The 16,816-nt window shown below is 63.6% G+C and carries 17 protein-coding genes; 7 read left to right on the forward strand and 10 right to left on the reverse strand.

Annotated features, from left to right (window positions below; genetic code table 11):
* Positions 1-143 precede the first annotated feature (143 nt).
* Positions 144-545 carry an RNA-binding S4 domain-containing protein gene (locus tag ACYU03_RS01260; RefSeq protein WP_461887734.1) on the forward strand — a complete coding sequence of 134 codons (402 nt, stop codon included), beginning with the start codon at positions 144-146 and terminating at the stop codon, positions 543-545.
* Here the strand turns inward: ACYU03_RS01260 and ACYU03_RS01265 are convergent.
* Positions 542-1,345 carry a phosphatase PAP2 family protein gene (locus ACYU03_RS01265; protein ID WP_461887735.1) on the reverse strand — a complete coding sequence of 268 codons (804 nt, stop codon included), beginning with the start codon at positions 1,343-1,345 and terminating at the stop codon, positions 542-544. The genes ACYU03_RS01260 and ACYU03_RS01265 overlap by 4 nt on opposite strands.
* 109 nt (positions 1,346-1,454) lie before the next feature.
* Between ACYU03_RS01265 and hslO the strand changes: the two genes are divergently transcribed.
* From hslO to ACYU03_RS01280, 3 genes are all read left to right on the forward strand, one after another.
* Positions 1,455-2,357, forward strand: a complete 903-nt coding sequence (gene hslO / locus ACYU03_RS01270) for an Hsp33 family molecular chaperone HslO (RefSeq protein WP_461887736.1) — start codon at positions 1,455-1,457, stop codon at positions 2,355-2,357.
* 180 nt (positions 2,358-2,537) lie between these two features.
* Entirely contained in the window at positions 2,538-4,079 is a 1,542-nt protein-coding gene (locus ACYU03_RS01275) for a phosphoenolpyruvate carboxykinase (protein ID WP_461887737.1), read from the forward strand.
* A 130-nt stretch (positions 4,080-4,209) separates the two neighbouring features.
* Positions 4,210-4,644, forward strand: a complete 435-nt coding sequence (locus ACYU03_RS01280; protein WP_461887738.1) for an acyl-CoA thioesterase — start codon at positions 4,210-4,212, stop codon at positions 4,642-4,644.
* On the opposite strand, the gene ACYU03_RS01285 is transcribed toward ACYU03_RS01280, so the two are convergent.
* From ACYU03_RS01285 to fdhD, 5 genes are all read right to left on the reverse strand, one after another.
* Positions 4,634-5,290: a response regulator gene (locus ACYU03_RS01285; RefSeq protein ID WP_461887739.1), complete on the reverse strand. Its 657-nt coding sequence runs from the start codon at positions 5,288-5,290 to the stop codon at positions 4,634-4,636. The two genes, ACYU03_RS01280 and ACYU03_RS01285, sit on opposite strands and share 11 nt — an antisense overlap.
* A gap of 118 nt (positions 5,291-5,408) precedes the next feature.
* Complete coding sequence (locus ACYU03_RS01290; RefSeq protein ID WP_461887740.1) at positions 5,409-6,221, reverse strand: CheR family methyltransferase; 813 nt, start codon at positions 6,219-6,221, stop codon at positions 5,409-5,411.
* Positions 6,222-6,431: 210 nt separating this feature from the next.
* Positions 6,432-6,905 carry a glycine zipper domain-containing protein gene (locus tag ACYU03_RS01295; RefSeq protein ID WP_461887741.1) on the reverse strand — a complete coding sequence of 158 codons (474 nt, stop codon included), beginning with the start codon at positions 6,903-6,905 and terminating at the stop codon, positions 6,432-6,434.
* 214 nt (positions 6,906-7,119) lie between these two features.
* A complete protein-coding gene (locus ACYU03_RS01300; RefSeq protein ID WP_461887742.1) occupies positions 7,120-9,456 on the reverse strand; it encodes an FdhF/YdeP family oxidoreductase in 2,337 nt (778 codons plus the stop codon).
* Positions 9,457-9,459: 3 nt separating this feature from the next.
* The gene (gene fdhD / locus ACYU03_RS01305; protein WP_461887743.1) at positions 9,460-10,290 is read right to left on the reverse strand and encodes a formate dehydrogenase accessory sulfurtransferase FdhD; all 831 of its coding nucleotides are present in this window, start codon (positions 10,288-10,290) and stop codon (positions 9,460-9,462) included.
* A gap of 178 nt (positions 10,291-10,468) precedes the next feature.
* Between fdhD and lysM the strand changes: the two genes are divergently transcribed.
* Positions 10,469-10,909 carry a peptidoglycan-binding protein LysM gene (gene lysM, locus ACYU03_RS01310; protein WP_461887744.1) on the forward strand — a complete coding sequence of 147 codons (441 nt, stop codon included), beginning with the start codon at positions 10,469-10,471 and terminating at the stop codon, positions 10,907-10,909.
* Positions 10,910-11,024: 115 nt separating this feature from the next.
* On the opposite strand, the gene yrfG is transcribed toward lysM, so the two are convergent.
* Positions 11,025-11,687 (reverse strand): GMP/IMP nucleotidase, encoded by a 663-nt coding sequence (gene yrfG, locus ACYU03_RS01315; RefSeq protein WP_461887745.1) that lies wholly within the window; start codon positions 11,685-11,687, stop codon positions 11,025-11,027.
* 76 nt (positions 11,688-11,763) lie between these two features.
* Between yrfG and nudE the strand changes: the two genes are divergently transcribed.
* Together nudE and cysQ are read left to right on the forward strand one after the other, a co-directional pair.
* On the forward strand, positions 11,764-12,330 hold the full coding sequence (nudE, locus tag ACYU03_RS01320) for an ADP compounds hydrolase NudE (RefSeq protein ID WP_461887746.1): 567 nt from the start codon (positions 11,764-11,766) through the stop codon (positions 12,328-12,330).
* A complete protein-coding gene (gene cysQ / locus ACYU03_RS01325; protein ID WP_461887747.1) occupies positions 12,327-13,154 on the forward strand; it encodes a 3'(2'),5'-bisphosphate nucleotidase CysQ in 828 nt (275 codons plus the stop codon). The genes nudE and cysQ overlap by 4 nt, the downstream gene beginning before the upstream one ends.
* Here cysQ and ACYU03_RS01330 read toward each other — a convergent pair.
* From ACYU03_RS01330 to ACYU03_RS01340, 3 genes are read right to left on the reverse strand one after another with little or no spacing between them, the layout of a single operon-like run.
* A complete protein-coding gene (locus ACYU03_RS01330) occupies positions 13,143-13,598 on the reverse strand; it encodes a YiiD C-terminal domain-containing protein (RefSeq protein WP_461887748.1) in 456 nt (151 codons plus the stop codon). The genes cysQ and ACYU03_RS01330 overlap by 12 nt on opposite strands.
* Positions 13,595-15,001: a sigma-54-dependent transcriptional regulator gene (locus ACYU03_RS01335; protein WP_461887749.1), complete on the reverse strand. Its 1,407-nt coding sequence runs from the start codon at positions 14,999-15,001 to the stop codon at positions 13,595-13,597. Before ACYU03_RS01335 ends, ACYU03_RS01330 begins: the two co-directional genes overlap by 4 nt.
* Positions 14,998-16,812, reverse strand: coding sequence for a sensor histidine kinase (locus ACYU03_RS01340; RefSeq protein WP_461887750.1), 1,815 nt, complete (start codon positions 16,810-16,812; stop codon positions 14,998-15,000). The genes ACYU03_RS01335 and ACYU03_RS01340 overlap by 4 nt, the downstream gene beginning before the upstream one ends.
* Positions 16,813-16,816: the final 4 nt, after the last annotated feature.

A 16,816-nucleotide genomic window follows, 5' to 3' on the forward strand; every position in this document is an offset into this window, starting at 1 on the left:
GGTGAACTGTAGGGGCTGTCGTCGTTTCATTCCAGTGCGCGCCGGTGTCTGTTTTGGCGCGGACCCTAAGCACGCCGAGGGCTTTTTGCATCCGCCAGTTACGGTAGTACAGTTCCGTGAAAGATAGTGTTCGAGGAAATGCCATGGCACAAAAGCGGGAAGACGACGACAAGGTCCGTTTGGACAAGTGGCTGTGGGCGGCGCGCTTCTACAAGACCCGCGCCCTGGCCAAAGCGGCCATCGAGAGCGGCAAGGTGCATTGCCGGGGGGAGCGTTGCAAACCGGGCAAGGAGCCGCGGCTGGGCGATGAGTTTGTCCTGCGCACTGGCTTCGACGAGCGTACCGTGGTGGTCAAGGCTTTGTCCGTGGTGCGCCGTGGTGCGCCTGAGGCTCAGGCCCTGTACGAGGAGACCGCTGAGAGCATCCGCCGCCGCGAGCAGGCGGCGGCAATGCGCAAGGCGGGAGTGCTGGGGGTTACCACCGATGGCCGGCCAACCAAGAAACAGCGTCGGCAGATCCACCAGTTACACGGCAGCTACGACTAAGAGTGTGCTCGGATCACGCTCAGTCGGCCGACGAGCGGCAATCGGGCCAGCAGGTCGAACAAAGGAGCGGTCCAGCGCAGCAGGGCCGCGCTGCTCTTGGCGGCGAACGGCGTGTAGTAGCTCCAGCCGACGGCCAGGATCGCCATCAGCAGGCCGCCGATGTAGTCGTCCTGGCCCCAGTGGGCGCCGGCGACCAGGCGCGGCAGCATGAACAGTAAGGCTAGGCCCCAGGTCACCAGATGCTGCAACAAGCGGCGGCTGAACAGGCTCATGAACAGCGCCCAGACCAGCAGCACCGAGGCGTGGTCGCCAGGGAAGCTCTGGCTGGAGCGGTCCTTCAGTTCCCAGCGAGCTTCCAGGTTCGGGTAGAAGTCGCTGAGGTGGACGGCGTTGTCGAACACCATCGACGGACTGTTGTGCTGCCAGCCCATGGCAGTGGTCCACTTGGAAAACAGGGCACGAACCACCACTAAGAGGATCAGGGTAGCGAAGAAGCCGAAGAAGGCCTGCCGTACCTGGCTAGCCTTGAACACCCAGTCGCCCCGGATCAGCAAGGCCAGGAGGATCAGGCCGACGACGATGTCGAACGGGCGTAGGCTGCCGACGGTCCAGATGTAGCGCCAGGTGGCGTTCTCGGCCAGCGGTGCGTTGAGGCTATGGAACAGCCACTCGTCGAAAGTCAGGCAAAGAATCTGGCCAAAAGGCCATAGCCAGAAACACAGTAGAGCGATGGGCAGCAGGGTACAGGCTGCCAGTGGGCCCCAGGACCACCTTGCTTGGAACAGTGGTCGATTGTCCATAAGATACCTCTATTGCCAACGGAGTATGGAGCGCCTGGTGGGCGCTCTGGAACGGGCTTTCTTGAAGCCCTATACACATTTTGTCATTATTTTCAGATAGCCAAAACTCATGCACGATTTGCCGGACACCGATTTCACCCAACGTTTCATCTTCGACGACCGCGATATCCGCGGCGAGTGGGTTGCGCTCGAGCACAGCTATGCCGAAGTGCTGGCCCGCCATCCATACCCGCAACCGGTGGCATTGCTGCTCGGTGAGTTGATGGCGGCGGCCTCGCTGCTGGTCGGTGCGCTCAAGTTCGATGGCCTGCTGGTGCTTCAGGCACGTTCGGCAGGGCCGATCCCGCTGCTGATGGTCGAATGCTCCAGCGAACGCGATATTCGCGGCATGGCACGCTATGACGGTGAGCAGATCGAAGCCGATGCGACGCTGGCACAACTGATGCCCGACGGCGCCCTTACCCTGACCATCGACCCTGTCCAGGGCCAGCGTTACCAGGGCATCGTCGACCTTCATGGCGCGAACCTGTCGGAATGCTTCACCAACTACTTCGTCCAGTCGCAGCAACTGAACACCCGCTTCTGGCTCAACGCCGATGGCCAGCATGCCCGTGGCCTGCTGTTGCAGCAGTTGCCGGCCGACCGCCAGCGCGATGAGGAAGAGCGCGATGCCAGTTGGCAGCACGTGACCACCCTGGCCGGCACTCTCGCCGTCGAGGAGCTGCTGAGCCTGGACAACGAAACCCTGTTGCACCGCCTTTACCACGAGGACGCCGTGCGCCTGTTCGACATTCAGCCGCTGCGTTTTCGCTGCAGCTGCTCGCGCGAGCGTTCCGGCAACGCGTTGGTCAGCTTGGGCCAGGAGGATGCGCAGCACTTGGTGGAAGAGTGTGGCGGGCAGGTCGAGATCGATTGCCAGTTCTGTAACGAACGCTATTTCTTCGATGCGACCGATGTCGCGCAATTGTTTGCGGGCGGCGGTGTAGATGCGCCGTCAGAAACTCGTCACTAAAACGTTTCTGCACAGGAAAAACTCCTGTCGAATGGCTGAAAACCGCCGTTCTGACAGGAGGGCCCTACTTTTTTTGGGCGTTTCTGGCATAATCCGGCCACTTTTTTTCGCTGTAGTAGTTTGAAACGAACGACTACAAAACGTTTGGAGCACTCGGCCGCGGGCCGGATGGGGAATCTCATGACGCAAGCCAATAACACCGTGTACACCGACCTGAGCGTCGATGAGCTGGTAAAAGAAGCGCTGAACCGCGGTGAGGGCGAACTGGCCGATACTGGCGCGCTGGTCGTGAAAACAGGTCACCGCACCGGTCGTTCGCCGGCTGACCGTTTCATCGTCGAAGAGCCGTCCACTCAGGACGCCATCGCCTGGGGCCCGATCAACCGCAAGTTCCCGGCCGACAAGTTCGATGCCCTGTGGGATCGCGTCGAGACGTTCAACAGCGCCCAAGAGCACTTCGTTTCCCACGTCCATGTCGGCTCGGCCGCTGAGCACTACCTGCCCGTGCGCATGACCACCCAGACCGCCTGGCAGAACCTGTTCGGCCGTTGCCTGTTCATCAACCCGCAGCAGTACAACCCAGCTGGCCGTGATGAATGGCAAGTGCTCAATGTCGCCAACTTCGAATGCGTGCCTGAGCGTGACGGCACCAACTCCGATGGTTGCGTGATCATCAACTTCGCCCAGAAGAAAGTGCTGATCGCTGGCATGCGCTATGCCGGTGAAATGAAGAAAGCCATGTTCTCGGTGCAGAACTTCCTGCTGCCAGCCGCCGACGTGCTGCCGATGCACTGTGCCGCCAACATTGGTGAAGAAGGCGACGTGACCCTGTTCTTCGGTCTGTCGGGTACCGGCAAGACCACCCTGTCGGCTGACGAAAGCCGCTACCTGATCGGCGATGACGAGCATGCGTGGGGCGAGGGCGTGGTGTTCAACATCGAAGGCGGTTGCTATGCCAAGTGCATCGACCTGTCCGAAAAGAACGAGCCCGTTATCTGGAAAGCCATCAAGCACGGCGCGGTTCTGGAAAACGTCGTCCTGGACGCTGACAAGAAGGCTGACTACGCCGACGGCAGCCTGACCCAGAACAGCCGTGCCGCCTACCCGCTGGAGCACGTCGAGAAGCGCTCCGAGAAGAACCTCGGTGGCGAGCCGAACGCCGTGATCTTCCTGACCTGCGACCTGACCGGCGTGCTGCCGCCTGTGTCGATCCTCAGCGAAGAACAGGCTGCTTACCACTTCCTGTCCGGCTACACCGCCCTGGTCGGTTCCACCGAGATGGGTTCGGGCGGCGGCATCAAGTCGACCTTCTCCACCTGCTTTGGCGCGCCGTTCTTTCCGCGTCCGGCCGGTGAGTACGCCGAGCTGCTGATCAAGCGTATCCGTGGCTTCGGCTCCAAGGTCTACCTGGTCAACACCGGCTGGACCGGTGGCGGCTACGGTGTCGGCAAGCGCTTCAACATCCCGACCACCCGTGCGGTGATCGCTGCGATCCAGAGCGGCGCGCTGGTTGGCACCGAGACCGAGCACCTGGACATCATCAACCTGGACGTGCCAAAGGCCGTACCGGGTGTCGAGACCGTCCTGCTCAACCCACGCAACACCTGGGCTGACTCGGCCGCCTACGACGAGGCCGCCCAAGGCCTGGCCAAACTGTTCATCGAAAACTTCAAGAAGTTCGAAGTTTCCGACGCCATCAAGGCGGCTGGCCCACAGCTGTAAGCTGCAGCCAGTACGAAACGCAAAGCCGCCCCTAGGGGCGGCTTTTTTGTTTGTACGTGGAGTCTGCGTCTGCCCGCCCACAGGATAAACTCCGGCTCGTCCAGAACGCTTATCAACAATGGAGTCCGCCTTGACTGACCTCCCCGAGCGCCAATGCTTTGCGCATTTCCAGCCTGTTTTCAGCCGCTACCAGGACAGCGATCCGCACGGCCATATCGCCGGCCCAACGGTCCATGCCTACTTTGAGACGACCATACAGGCCTATCTTCAGCAACAGGCCGGCCTGGACCTTCAGGAAGGTGAGGTGGTCGGCTTTGTCGTTAGCTCTTCAGCCGACTTCTTCGCGCTGCCGAGCTTTCCCGACCCCTTGGAGGTTGGCTTGCGGGTAGCGCGCCTGGCCGGTAGCTCGGTGGAATACCACCTGGCCCTGTTCCGCCTGGGTGACCCAGAGCCCTGCGCCGCCGGCAAGGTAGTGCAGGTGTTCGTCGAGCGTCGTTCAGGGCAACCGCTCGCCTTGCCCGAGCCGTTGCAGGCAGCGTTGTCGCACTTGCAGATCAGTCGTTGAGACGGATGATGCCTTCACGCACAGCGAACAGCACCAGCCCCGGAACATCGTGAATCTGCAGTCGGTGCATGATCTGTGAGCGGTGCGCCTCCACGGTCTTGACGCTCAAGCCCAGGCCCTCGGCGATCGAGCGGGTCGACTCGCCGCGGGCGATCAGCCGCAGGATTTCCAGTTGGCGTGTGGTCAATGGTGTCGAGACGCTGCCCGCCGGGCGTTTGCGGTTGTGCTTGATGGCCTGGCCGATGACCATCGGTAGCACCGCCGAGGACAGGTACTGGCCTCCGTGGCGCAGGGCCTGCAAGGCCTGCTCCAGCTCCAGCACCGTAGCGTTCTTCAGCAGAAAGCCATGGGCGCCCAGTTGCAGGCAACGCATGACATAGTCGAGCTCCGAGCGCGCCGAAAGCATCAGCACCCGGCTAGAGGGCACGCGGATGAACAGCTCGTGCAGGGTCTGTTCGCTGTCGAGCGAGTCGCAGGTCATGTCCAGCAGGACGATATCCGGCTTGAGTTTTTCCGCCAGGGCCACGGTGCTCATGCCATCACCGGTATCCCCGACCACGGCATAGTCTTTCTTCTGTTCGAGCAGTGCGCGCAGGCCGGCACGGAAGAGCGGCGAGTCATCGGCAAGTAGGATTCGGCAAGGCATGGGTTCGGGCCTGTTTCGCAAGAGAAAAGAGACGGCAGGCCTGCTCGATCCGGAAGCGCACTGCCGCGCGGGCGCGCGATCAGTCCTTGTCTGCCGTGGAGGGCGGCAGTGGTGTTCATCATAGGCGCTTGAACACCGACGGCAGTATCGGCCGCAGTGGCAGGTCCAGCCCGTGAATGCTTTCGCTGTGCCCGATCAGCAGCAGGCCCCCGGGGCGCAGTTGCGCCAGCAGTTGGTGCAGGGTGCGTGCCTTGTGCTCCGGGGCGAAGCCGGCCAGCAGGTTGCGCAGGAGGATCGCGTCGAACGGGCCGAGGTCGTCGGGCAGCGGCTGGATCAGGTTGATCTGGCGAAACTGCACTTGCCCGCGCAAATGTGCAGCGACCTGCAGGCGCCCGGACATTCCATCGGCGCCGCACAGGCAGTGACGTTGCAACCAGCCAGCGGGAAAGTAACGGGCTTGGGCGATGTCGTAGACGCCCTCGCTGGCAGCTTTGAGCAGGCCGGGATTCAGGTCGCTGGCGAGGACCTGCCAGCGCCGATGCTGGGCCTGCTCGGCTGCGACCATGGCCAGACTCCAGGCTTCTTCGCCAGAGGCGCAGGCAGCACTCCACAGCCGGACCGGATTGGGCTGCTGGCGTAGCCACTGGGCAAGGAGTTCGAAGTGCCGGTGCTCGCGAAAGAAGTAGGTGTCCCGGGCAATCAGCAGGTTCAGCAATTGCGGGTGTTCCGCTTGGCATTGCCCGTTATCGAGCAGATCGAGGTAAGCCTCGAAACTGTCCAGCCGGTGGTGCTTGAGGCGCTTGTGCAAGCGGTTGGCGACCACGCTGCGGCGATCGTCCGCCAAGTATATGCCACAGGCCTGGGCGACCCGCTGGCGGATCCGATCGAAAGCCGCTTCGGTAAGTAATGGCGGGCGAGAGCCGGCGGGCATCTTCAGTTCCGTTGATCAAGAGACTGGCAGGCCGGCGTTCGGTGATCTGTGCGCATTCCCTGCGTCCAATGGTAATTAGCGAATGGATGATGATAGCTAGTGGCCATCCTCATCCATATCGGGGCTACCCTTAAGCCATGGAGTGCTCTGCAAATGAAAAGGCCCTGTCCGTTGGGACAGGGCCTTAGGCGACTGGCTTAAGCCGTGGGATCAGCGGTGGCGCCAGTGCCGCTTGTGCTTGTGCTTACGATGGCCGTAGTGGTGGCCGCGGTCATAGTGCCGGCCATCGTAGCCACGGCGGGAGCGACGGTCGTCTGCGTCGGCCTTGTTGCCCATGTAGTTGCCAAGTGCGCCACCAGCGCCGCCGCCCGCGGCCGCGCCGATATAGCTGCCGGTGGTGCCGCCCACGGTACGGCCTACGACATTGCCGCCCGCCGCGCCGAGGGCGCCGCCGATCGCGGCTTCACCGCGCTGGCGCTTGTCGGCGCCGACCGCACTACCGGCGGCGCCGCCCAGGCCTGCGCCGATGGCGCCACCGGTGCTGCCGCCAATGGACTGGCCGACCACTGAGCCGAGTACCCCACCCAATGCGCCGCCAATGCCGGCCTCGGTGGTGCCGCCTGCCATGGCAACGCCGCTGAGCAGACCAAGAGACAACAACAGAATCGAGGAGTACTTCTTCATCAAGAGAGCCTCATAGGGATGACGAGGCGATCCTGAGGCTGAGGATGGGAGGCTGGCAACGGAAATCCGACGAGTAGCACGAATTGTACACAATTCTGTAAGTTGCTGTTTTTGCTGTGAAACTTTATCTATTTTTGCTTGTCTGAGTGTTCTTGAGACACAGCCCTGGCCATTGCGGACAGGGCTTTTTTATGGCCGATCGCCAGCTTTTTGCTCAGAGAATCCGGGCGTCGTCGCGGGCAGCCTCAAGCTTGATGGCGATGAATTTCGACGTGGGAGTGTGGCTGCCGTCGCCGACGCTTTCCAGGGGCACCAGCGGGTTGACCTCCGGATAGTAGGCTGCCGCCTGACCTGCCGGAATGTCGAACGCCAGCAAGGTGAAGCCTTGCACGCGGCGCTCGCGCCCATCGCCCCAGAGCGAGACGATATCGGCTTTCTGCCCGGGCTTGAAGCCCAGGCGGATGATATCGGCCTCGTTGGCGAACAGGACGTTGCGCTGGCCTCTGACGCCTCGGTAGCGGTCATCCAGGCCATAGATGGTGGTGTTGTACTGGTCGTGGGAACGCATCGATTGCAGGATCAGGTCCGGAAGCTGGCCGCTGGCGCGCACGCGCTCGTCCAGCAAGTTGTCCGGCAGGGCATTGGCCTTGAAGTTCGCGCGTCCCGTCGTAGTCTTCCACTGGCGCGCTCCGGCGCTGTTGCCCAAGTAGAAGCCACCCGGGTGTTGCAGACGTTCGTTGAAGTCGGCGAAGCCTGGGATGGTGTCGCGAATCAGGTCGCGGATACGGCCGTAGTCGCCGATCAGCCAGTTCCAGTCCACCGGTTGCTTGCCTAGGGTGGCGGCGGCAATCCCGGCGATCACTGCCGGCTCCGAGCGCATCTGTGGCGAGAGTGGCTGCAGTTGGCCATTGGATGCATGCACCATGCTGAACGAGTCTTCCACCGTCACTGCTTGTGGGCCCTGCGCTTGGCGGTCGATGTCGGTGCGGCCGAGGCAGGGCAGGATCAGTGCCTGCTTGCCATGGACCAGGTGGCTGCGGTTGAGCTTGGTGCTGATGTGCACGGTCAGGTCGCAGTTGCGCAAGGCCTGGGCGGTGCGTTCGGTATCCGGGGTGGCCTGGGCGAAGTTGCCGCCCAGGCCGATGAACACCTTGGCCTTGCCATTGAGCATGGCCTGGATCGCTTCCACGGTGTTATGGCCATTGTGGCGGGGCACCGTGAAGCCGAAGCGCTTTTCAATGGCGTCGAGCAGCGCCACCGGTGGCCGCTCGTTGATCCCCATGGTGCGGTCGCCCTGCACGTTGCTGTGGCCGCGCACGGGGCACAGGCCGGCGCCGGGCACGCCGAGGTTGCCGCGCAACAGCATGAGGTTGGCGATCTCCTGGATGGTCGCCACCGAATGACGGTGTTGGGTGATGCCCATGGCCCAGCACATGATGACCTTGTCGGCTTTGCAATACATCCGGGCGGCCTGTTCGATCTCGTTCAGTTGCAAGCCGGACTGCGCCTGGATCTGCTCCCAGGATGTAGCGTCCACCACCGCTAGGTAGTCCTGTACGCCGTGGCTATGTTGCTCGATGAAGGCGTGATCGAAGATCGCCGGCCCGCCCTTGGCCTGAGCCTCGCGCTCCCACTGCAGGAGGAACTTGGCCATGCCGCGCATCATCGCCATGTCGCCGCCCAAGTCTGGGCGGAAATAGGCCGTGTTGGTCGGCCGGTCAGCGTTGGTGAGCATCTCGATTGGATGCTGCGGATGTTGGAATCGCTCCAGGCCGCGCTCTTTCAAGGGGTTGATGCACACCACTTGGGCACCGCGCTTGACCGCGTCACGTAGCGGATCGAGCATGCGCGGGTGGTTGGTGCCGGGGTTCTGGCCCCAGACGAAGATCGCATCGGCATGCTCGAAGTCATCGAAGGTCACGGTGCCTTTGCCGACCCCGATGCTCTGGCCCAGGGCGACGCCGCTGGCTTCGTGACACATGTTCGAGCAGTCGGGGAAGTTGTTGGTGCCGTAGGCGCGCACGAACAATTGGTAAAGGAAGGCGGCCTCGTTACTGGCCCGGCCCGAGGTGTAGAACTCGGCCTGGTCCGGCGACTCCAGCGCTTGCAGGTGTTGGGCGATCAGGGCGAACGCGCCATCCCAGTCGATGGTTTGGTAGCGGTCGCTGGCCGGGTCGTAGACCATCGGCTCGGTCAGGCGGCCTTGGTATTCGAGCCAGTAGTCGCTCTGCTCCAGCAGCGCGGTGACGCTGTAGCGGGCAAAGAAGGCCGCGTCGACACGGCGCTTGGTCGCCTCCCAGTTCACCGCTTTGGCACCGTTCTCGCAGAACTTGACCATGCCGCTTTCCGGCGAGTCGCCCCAGGCGCAGCCCGGGCAGTCGAAGCCACCGTTCTGGTTGGTCTTGAGCAGAGCGCGGATGTTCTTCAGGGCATTGTCGCTGCCGACCCAGGCCCGGGCTACGCTGCGCAGCGCGCCCCAGCCACCGGCGGGGCCGTGGTAGGGCTTGTAGCGGGGTATAGGTTTCTGGTCGGCTTGATGGTGCAGGCTCACGGTCTAGATCTCCGGCACGGGGCTGAAGACCCGCGGTGCGCTGTGCTTGGGCAAATGAATGAGGTTGAGGTTGTGCCTCCGTGCCCACTGCAAGGCAAGGCCGGTGGGTGCCGAGAGGCTGACCAGGGTCTGGATGCCTGCGCGCAGGACTTTCTGGATCAGCTCCAGGCTGCAACGGCTGGTGACGATCGCCAGGCCGCCCTCGAGGCTGATGTGCTGGCGCAACAGGGCGCCGATCAGCTTGTCCAGGGCGTTGTGCCGGCCAATGTCTTCGCGGCCCAGCAGCAATTGGCCTTGAGCATCCATGAACAGCGCCGCGTGCACGGCGCCGCAGTGTTGGCCCAGCGGCTGAAAGTCATCGATGCGCTGGCGCAGGCCATCGAGCCAGTGGGCAGGGGGCAGGGGCGCGCCCGCCAGTGTTTCGAGCTCCGGCAGGGCCTGCTCCAAGGCCTCGACCCCGCACAGGCCGCAGCCACTGGTGCCGGCCAGTTGGCGGCGCTGGTTCTTCAGATTCCAGAAGGCGCGGCTGGAGATTTCCAGGTCGGCATAGAGCGCCGAGCCGCTGCCGGAGAACTTCATGTCGTAGATCTCTGACGGCGACGACACGATGCCACTGCCGACGCTGAAACCGACGGCGAAATCTTCCAAGTGTGTCGGGCTGACCAGCATCACGGCCTGGTTGAGGCCGTTGTAGGCGATGGCCAGTGCGACTTCTTCGGCAAGCGGAGTCGCTGCCCGTTCGTCGTCGGTCAGTTGGATGTAGTCGTACGTGTTGCTGGCGGCGGGCAAGGACAGGGGCGTAGGCGCCGCGCAGACCGGAGGTTTGCTGTTCATCAGGGCGGATTACCGGCGGCATTTACCTTCAAGCCTAGGCTTGTGCCCGAGCGACGTCTAATCGCTAGGGTCTATCCAATGATAGATACCATCGATCAACCGCTCGCAGACCCATCGAGCGGTATTCGGGAAGCTGGCCTAGACTGCTGCTCTCAGGTTTATCACCAAGGAGCGCGTTATGAGTCTGTTCAGTTTTGTCAAAGAAGCCGGCGAGAAACTTATCGACCTGTTGACCCCCGGTAACGCCAATGCCGAAGATCAGCTGAAGAAGCATGTGGAAAGTGTCGGATTGGGCAACCCGAACATCACCGCCACGGTCGAAGGTGACAAGGTCATTCTCACAGGTGAAGTCGCCAGCCAGGAGGAGAAGGAGAAGATCATCCTGGCCGCCGGCAACATCAACGGCGTCGCCTCGGTCGAGGACCAGATCACTGTCACCGGACCAGTGGCCCAGGCCGCGCGTTTCGTCACGGTGAAGAAGGGCGACACCTTGAGCGCCATCGCCAAGGCCGAGTATGGCGATGCCAACCAGTACAACAAGATCTTCGAGGCCAACAAGCCGATGCTCACGCACCCGGACAAGATCTATCCGGGGCAGGTACTGCGGATTCCCGAGTGATCGACTGATGTGAGGGCGGCCGAGCGAGGTACGAGGCCGCCCTCATGCATTGCCTTAATTCTTGCGGCTGACGCTGGCGCCTACCTAGAGACGGCAACTCAGAAAAGCCCAGGGTTCATAGCCCTGCCAGCAACTCCCGATAATCCTCCACCGCGGCGAATTCTTCGGTATCCCTCGGCCCTTTGCGACTGTCCGGTTGACGTACCGCGAGCAGGTGCGCCACGCCATGGCGGCGGGCGCTGCGCAGGATCGGCAAGGTGTCGTCGATGAACAGGCTACGCGCCGGGTCGAAGGTGATATCGGCCTGCAAGGCATCCCAGAACTGCGCGCTTTCCTTGGGAAAGCCATAGTCATGGGAGCTGATCAGGCGCTCGAAGTAAGGCGCCAGCTCCACCCTTTCGAGTTTCAGTGACAGTGAGTCACGGTGGGCGTTGGTGATCAGCACCACACGCTTGCCGGCCTGGCGGATTGCCGCAAGAAAGGTGTCGGCATCTGGCCGCAGGGCGATCAGGTCGGCGATTTCCTGTTTCAGCGCCCGTACCGGCAGCTTCAGTTCCTGGCTCCAGAAGTCCAGGCAGTACCAGTTCAGGGTGCCGGCGTTGCGCTCGAACAGCGGCTGCAGCTCCAGTTCGGCCATCGCCCGGCTGACGCCATGCAGCTCGGCATAGCGCTGGGGCAGGTGCTCCAGCCAGAACTGGTTGTCGTAGTGCAGGTCAAGCAGGGTACCGTCCATGTCCAGCAGAACGGTATCGATGGCGGACCAGGGTAAGACAGGCATATTAATTCTCGACAGTCAGGACGCAGACTCCAGGCAAGCCACGGTATAGTAACGCGTTCACGCCAAGGAGCCCCTCATGCGCCAGAAACCCACCGTACTCGCCCGCGAGATTGTCGCCAGCAGCCGCCTGTTCCGTGTCGAAGCCGTGCAATTGCGCTTTGCCAATGGCACCGAGCGGACCTATGAGCGCCTGGTCGGCCGTGGCACGGGTTATGGTGCGGTGATGATCGTGGCGATGCTCGATGCCGAGCACGCCGTGCTGGTCGAGGAATACTGCGGCGGCACCGACGAATACGAGTTGTCCTTGCCCAAGGGGCTGATCGAGCCTGGCGAGGACGTGCTGGCGGCGGCCAATCGCGAGCTCAAGGAGGAAGCAGGCTTCGGTGCGCGTCAACTGGAACACCTGACCGAGCTGTCGTTGTCGCCCGGCTACATGAGCCAGAAGATCCAGGTCGTGTTGGCCAGCGACCTGTACGAAGAGCGTCTGGAAGGCGACGAGCCGGAGCCGATGCGCGTCGACAAGGTCAACCTGCGAGAACTCTCGGCCCTGGCCCAGCACCCACAGTTCTCCGAAGGGCGGGCACTGGCTGCCCTGTACCTGGTGCGTGACCTGTTGACCCAGCGGGGGCTGCTCGGCGCATGAACGATCAGCGATTGATGGAGCAGGCCGTCGAGCTCGCCCGCCGTGCAGGCGATGCCATCTTGCCGTTCTGGCGCGCCGACGTGGCGGTCACCGCCAAGGCTGATAATTCGCCGGTGACGGCTGCCGACCTGGCCGCGCACCAAGTGATCGCCGAGGGGCTGGGTGCCCTGGCCCCGCAGATCCCGGTGCTGTCCGAAGAGGATTGCGATATCCCCCTGGCTGAGCGCCAGGGTTGGCAGCGCTGGTGGCTGGTCGATCCGCTGGATGGTACCAAGGAGTTCATTGCCGGCAGTGAGGAGTTCACTGTCAATATTGCCTTGGTCGAGGCGGGCGAAGTGGTCTTCGGCGTGGTGGCTATGCCGACCAATGGCCGCTGCTATTTCGGGGGGCGGGGCCTGGGCGCCTGGCGGGCCGAGGCGCAGGGGGCCGCCCAGCCGATCAGCGTACGCAACGCGCCTGCCGCTGGCAGTCGCTTCACCGTGGTCGCCAGCCGTCGTCATTCCAGCCCGCAGCAGGAAGCCTTGCTGGCCGGTCTGGGCGCGGCGGTGGGCGAGCTGGAGTTGGCCAATATCGGCAGCTCGCTGAAATTCTGCCTGCTGGCCGAGGGCGCGGCCGATTGCTATCCGCGCCTGGCACCCACTTCGCAATGGGACACCGCCGCAGCCCAGGGCGTGCTCGAAGGTGCCGGCGGCGAAGTCATTGGCCTGGATGGCCAGCCTTTCCGCTACCCAGCGTGCGAGTCCCTGCTCAACCCCTTCTTCCTTGCCTTGCCTGGCGCTGCCGCCTGGCGCCAGGACCTGCTCGACCTGGCCTCAGCGATGTAGCACGTACTGCCCGTTGAACTGCACGGCGGGTTCATCGCTGCCGGCATTGAAGACCTGGGTATGCAAGCTCAGGCGCGCCCGGCCACGGCGCTGGTAGGTGGCGGCGAAACGCTCCCAGGCTTTTTCTTGCGGTGCTTCGCAACGCGCAATGGCCGCGCCAGTGACTGGCAGCGGATAGCTGATCTGACCCTCCTGGATGACGATGTGTCCATCGTCGATGCCCAGCTCGCGCAAACGCAGGTGCAGCCAACCCCAGCCGACCAGCACCGCCGCGCAGTACAGGCTGCCGCCGAACATGGTGCTCTTGTGGTTGACGTTGGCCGCCAGCGGCAGTTGCAGGCGCAGGGTCTGTTGCTGCCAGTCGAGGACTTCCAGGCCCATCTCGCGGGTCAGTGGAATGTCGTTGTGCAGCACCGATTCCAGGTAACGGCTGTCGCTACTCATGGGCGGTTGTCCTCCAGGTCATCGTGACTGCTGCTGTCGGCGAAGCTCAGGCCGTGCTTGCGCAGTTTGTCGTGCAGGGTCTTGCGTGGAATGCCGAGGGCTTCGGCGAGGCTGCGCATCGAACTGTGTGGCTGGGCCAGCTCGGCGGCGATCAGCGAGCGCTCGAATTGCTCGACTTGCTCGCTGAGGTTGCCGCCAAGGACGGGGGCTGGGGTGTCGGCAGCGGGAGCCGCCTGGCCATCGAGGGCCAGTTCCAGGCCGAGGGCAAAACGTTCGGCCGCGTTCTGCAGCTCCCGGACGTTACCCGGCCAGTCATGGCGCAGCAGCGTTGCACGTTGCATCGGTTGCAGGTTGTGCGGCGTCAGGCCATGGCGCTGGCTGGCCGCGTCGGCGAAATGCTGGAACAGCACCAGAATGTCGTCGCCTCGTTCGCGCAGGGCTGGAATGCGCAACGGCGCGACGTTCAGGCGGTAGTAGAGGTCAGCGCGGAAGCGGCCTTGGTCGGCGGCTTGGCGTAGGTCTTCCTTGGTCGCGGCGATGATACGGATATCCAGGGGGATCAGTTGGTTGCCACCCAGGCGCTCGACCACTCGCTCCTGCAGCAGGCGCAGCAGCTTGACCTGAACATCCAGGCTCATGCTCTCGATCTCGTCGAGGAACAGGGTGCCGCCGTTGGCGAACTCGAACTTGCCGATGCGGCGCTTCTGCGCGCCGGTGAAGGCCCCCGGCTCATGGCCGAACAGCTCGCTTTCGACCACAGACTCGGCAAGGGCGCCGGCGTTGATCGCCACGAAGGGGCCGTCGCGTCGGCCCGACAGGTCGTGCAGGGCGCGCGCCACCACTTCCTTGCCAGCGCCGGTTTCACCGAGGATCAGGACATCGGCACGGGTGCCGGCCAAGGCGCCGATCTGCTCACGCAGGCGCAACATCGCTGGAGACTGGCCGACCAGGCGCGTGCTCAGTTCCTGGCGGTCGCTCAGGGCCAGGCGCAGGCTGCGGTTGTCCAACACCAGGCGGCGCAGGGCCAGGGCGCGGCGTACGCTGTCGAGCAGGGCGTCGCTGGCGAAGGGTTTTTCGAGAAAATCATAGGCGCCAGCGCGCATGGCCTGTACCGCCAGGGGGACGTCACCGTGGCCGGTGATCAGCAGCACCGGCAGCTCGTTGTCGCGGCTGTGCAGTTGCTCGAGCAGTTGCAGGCCATCGATACCAGGCATGCGGATGTCGCTGACCACCACGCCGGGCCAGTCGGCCTCGATGCGTCCTGCCAGGCCCTGGGCATCGCTCAGAGACAAGACCTTGAGCCCGGCCAGGTCGAGGGTCTGGCTCAGGGCTTGGCGCAGGTGGGGGTCGTCATCGACCAGGATGACCTGGGTGCGGCTGTCGATCAGTGTCTCGGTCGTCATGCCGAGGGATCCTCCGAGGGTTGCAGGTTGGCGCCGGGCTTGGCCATGCGCAGTTGCAGGGTCAGCAGGGCACCCCCTTCCGTGTGGTTGGCCAGCAGCAGTTCACCGCCCAAGGCACGCATCAGGCTTTCGCAGATTGCCAGGCCCAGACCCAAGCCCTGGGTCCTTGTCTTGGTGGTGAAGAACGGCTCCTTGGCGCGCTCCAGGGCCTGGCGGGTGAAGCCAGGGCCGTTGTCGCGAATGTACAGGTAGACGTTGCCTTCGCGTTGTTCGGCACTGAGCCAGAGCCTGCGAGGGTTGGCTTTCTCGGTCAGGGCGTCGAGGGCGTTGGCTAGCAGGTTGCCGAGCACCTGGCGCAAACGGGTTTCCCCAGCCTGGACCCAGAGTGTGGCATCCGGCAGGTCGCGGATCAGCTCCACGGCCATGGCCCGCCGGCGCTTGGCCAGCAACGCCAGGGCATCGTCCAGTGCCGGTTGCAGGGCCACGCTCTCCGGGGCATGGCGGTCACGCCGGGCGAAGGCGCGCAGGTGGGCGATGATCGAGGCCATGCGCCCGGTGAGTTCGCCGATCTGCTTGAGGTTGCCACGGGCATCCTCGGTGCGTTGATGGTCGAGCAGAATCTCGGCGTTCTCCGCGTAGCTGCGGATCGCCGCCAGGGGCTGGTTGAGCTCATGGCTGATGCTCGCCGACATGGTGCCCAGCACCGACAACTTGCCAGCCTGTACCAGTTCGTCCTGGGCCTGGACCAGTTCCTGTTGCGCCTGTTCGCGCTCCAGCACTTCGGTTTTGAGTCGGGTGTTCAGCCCCTCGAGGTCCGCGGTGCGCTCGATCACACGCTTTTCCAGCTCCTGGCGACCCTTGGCCTCGAAGTCGATGCGGTCGATGTAGTGGCGCCGACGCTGCATCACCAATCCGAGCAGCAGCATCAGCACCAGCAGGGTACTGCCACCGATGGCCATGACGGTCCGCACCGGGCGGTCCACCAGGGTGCGTGGCGCAAGAATGCTGACCTGCCAGCCGGTCTCCTCGATGGCCTGGGTTTGCACCAGCCAGGCGTCACTGTTGAGGTTCAACGGCTGCGGCGCTTGGGTCGGGTAGGGCTGGATGGCGATGATCGCTTCGCGCTCCTCCTCGCTCAATGGGCGGGTCGCACGGAAGCGCCAGTCAGGGCGCGAAGTCAGCACCACCACACCATTCTGGTCGGTCAGCAGCAATTGCTCGGGGGTCTTCCCCCAGAGAGTTTCGGTGTGGTCCAGGTCGACCTTGACCACCAGCACGCCGATCACCTTGTCATCATCGCGCACCGCTGCGGCGAAGAAATACCCACGTTTGGCCGAGGTGGTGCCCTGGCCGAAGAAGCGGCCCAAGCGCCCAGCCATGGCCTCCATGAAATAGGGGCGGAAGGCGAAGTTGCGGCCAATGAAACTGTCGTGCTTGTCCCAGTTGGAGGCCGCCAGGGTATTGCCGCTGATATCCATGAGGTACATGACCTCGGCCCCGGTCTGGTTGACGATGTCTTTGAGCAGGCGATTGGCGTTGGTCAGGCCTTCCAGCTTCAGTGGGTCGGCCAGGACCGCGCGCAGGGCCGGCAGGTCGCCGAGGATTTGCGGCAGGGTTTCGTAGCGGTGCAGGGTACCCAGCAGGTTGGCGACATAAAGGTCGAGGGTCTGGCGGTTCTGCGAGGCCAGCTCGTCCTGGTAGTAACGCTCGGCCAGGTGCTGCAGCGGCCAGAGCAGGGGGGCCAGGAACAGGGCCAGGATGGCCAGGCTGCGCCAGCGGGGGCGTCGCGGAGGTGTGGGGGTCGAAGTCATCGCC

Source organism: Pseudomonas sp. X10 (assembly GCF_054889225.1).

What these genes read in the sequence shown, in the direction of transcription:
- ACYU03_RS01285 (WP_461887739.1), bottom strand. Translation starts at nt 5,290, where the DNA reads ATGCCTTGCCGAATCCTACTTGCCGATGACTCGCCGCTCTTCCGTGCC.
- ACYU03_RS01265 (WP_461887735.1), bottom strand. Translation starts at nt 1,345, where the DNA reads ATGGACAATCGACCACTGTTCCAAGCAAGGTGGTCCTGGGGCCCACTG.
- hslO (WP_461887736.1), top strand. Translation starts at nt 1,455, where the DNA reads ATGCACGATTTGCCGGACACCGATTTCACCCAACGTTTCATCTTCGAC.
- ACYU03_RS01335 (WP_461887749.1), bottom strand. Translation starts at nt 15,001, where the DNA reads ATGACGACCGAGACACTGATCGACAGCCGCACCCAGGTCATCCTGGTC.
- nudE (WP_461887746.1), top strand. Translation starts at nt 11,764, where the DNA reads ATGCGCCAGAAACCCACCGTACTCGCCCGCGAGATTGTCGCCAGCAGC.
- yrfG (WP_461887745.1), bottom strand. Translation starts at nt 11,687, where the DNA reads ATGCCTGTCTTACCCTGGTCCGCCATCGATACCGTTCTGCTGGACATG.
- ACYU03_RS01340 (WP_461887750.1), bottom strand. Translation starts at nt 16,812, where the DNA reads ATGACTTCGACCCCCACACCTCCGCGACGCCCCCGCTGGCGCAGCCTG.
- fdhD (WP_461887743.1), bottom strand. Translation starts at nt 10,290, where the DNA reads ATGAACAGCAAACCTCCGGTCTGCGCGGCGCCTACGCCCCTGTCCTTG.
- lysM (WP_461887744.1), top strand. Translation starts at nt 10,469, where the DNA reads ATGAGTCTGTTCAGTTTTGTCAAAGAAGCCGGCGAGAAACTTATCGAC.
- ACYU03_RS01275 (WP_461887737.1), top strand. Translation starts at nt 2,538, where the DNA reads ATGACGCAAGCCAATAACACCGTGTACACCGACCTGAGCGTCGATGAG.
- ACYU03_RS01330 (WP_461887748.1), bottom strand. Translation starts at nt 13,598, where the DNA reads ATGAGTAGCGACAGCCGTTACCTGGAATCGGTGCTGCACAACGACATT.
- ACYU03_RS01290 (WP_461887740.1), bottom strand. Translation starts at nt 6,221, where the DNA reads ATGCCCGCCGGCTCTCGCCCGCCATTACTTACCGAAGCGGCTTTCGAT.
- ACYU03_RS01295 (WP_461887741.1), bottom strand. Translation starts at nt 6,905, where the DNA reads ATGAAGAAGTACTCCTCGATTCTGTTGTTGTCTCTTGGTCTGCTCAGC.
- cysQ (WP_461887747.1), top strand. Translation starts at nt 12,327, where the DNA reads ATGAACGATCAGCGATTGATGGAGCAGGCCGTCGAGCTCGCCCGCCGT.
- ACYU03_RS01260 (WP_461887734.1), top strand. Translation starts at nt 144, where the DNA reads ATGGCACAAAAGCGGGAAGACGACGACAAGGTCCGTTTGGACAAGTGG.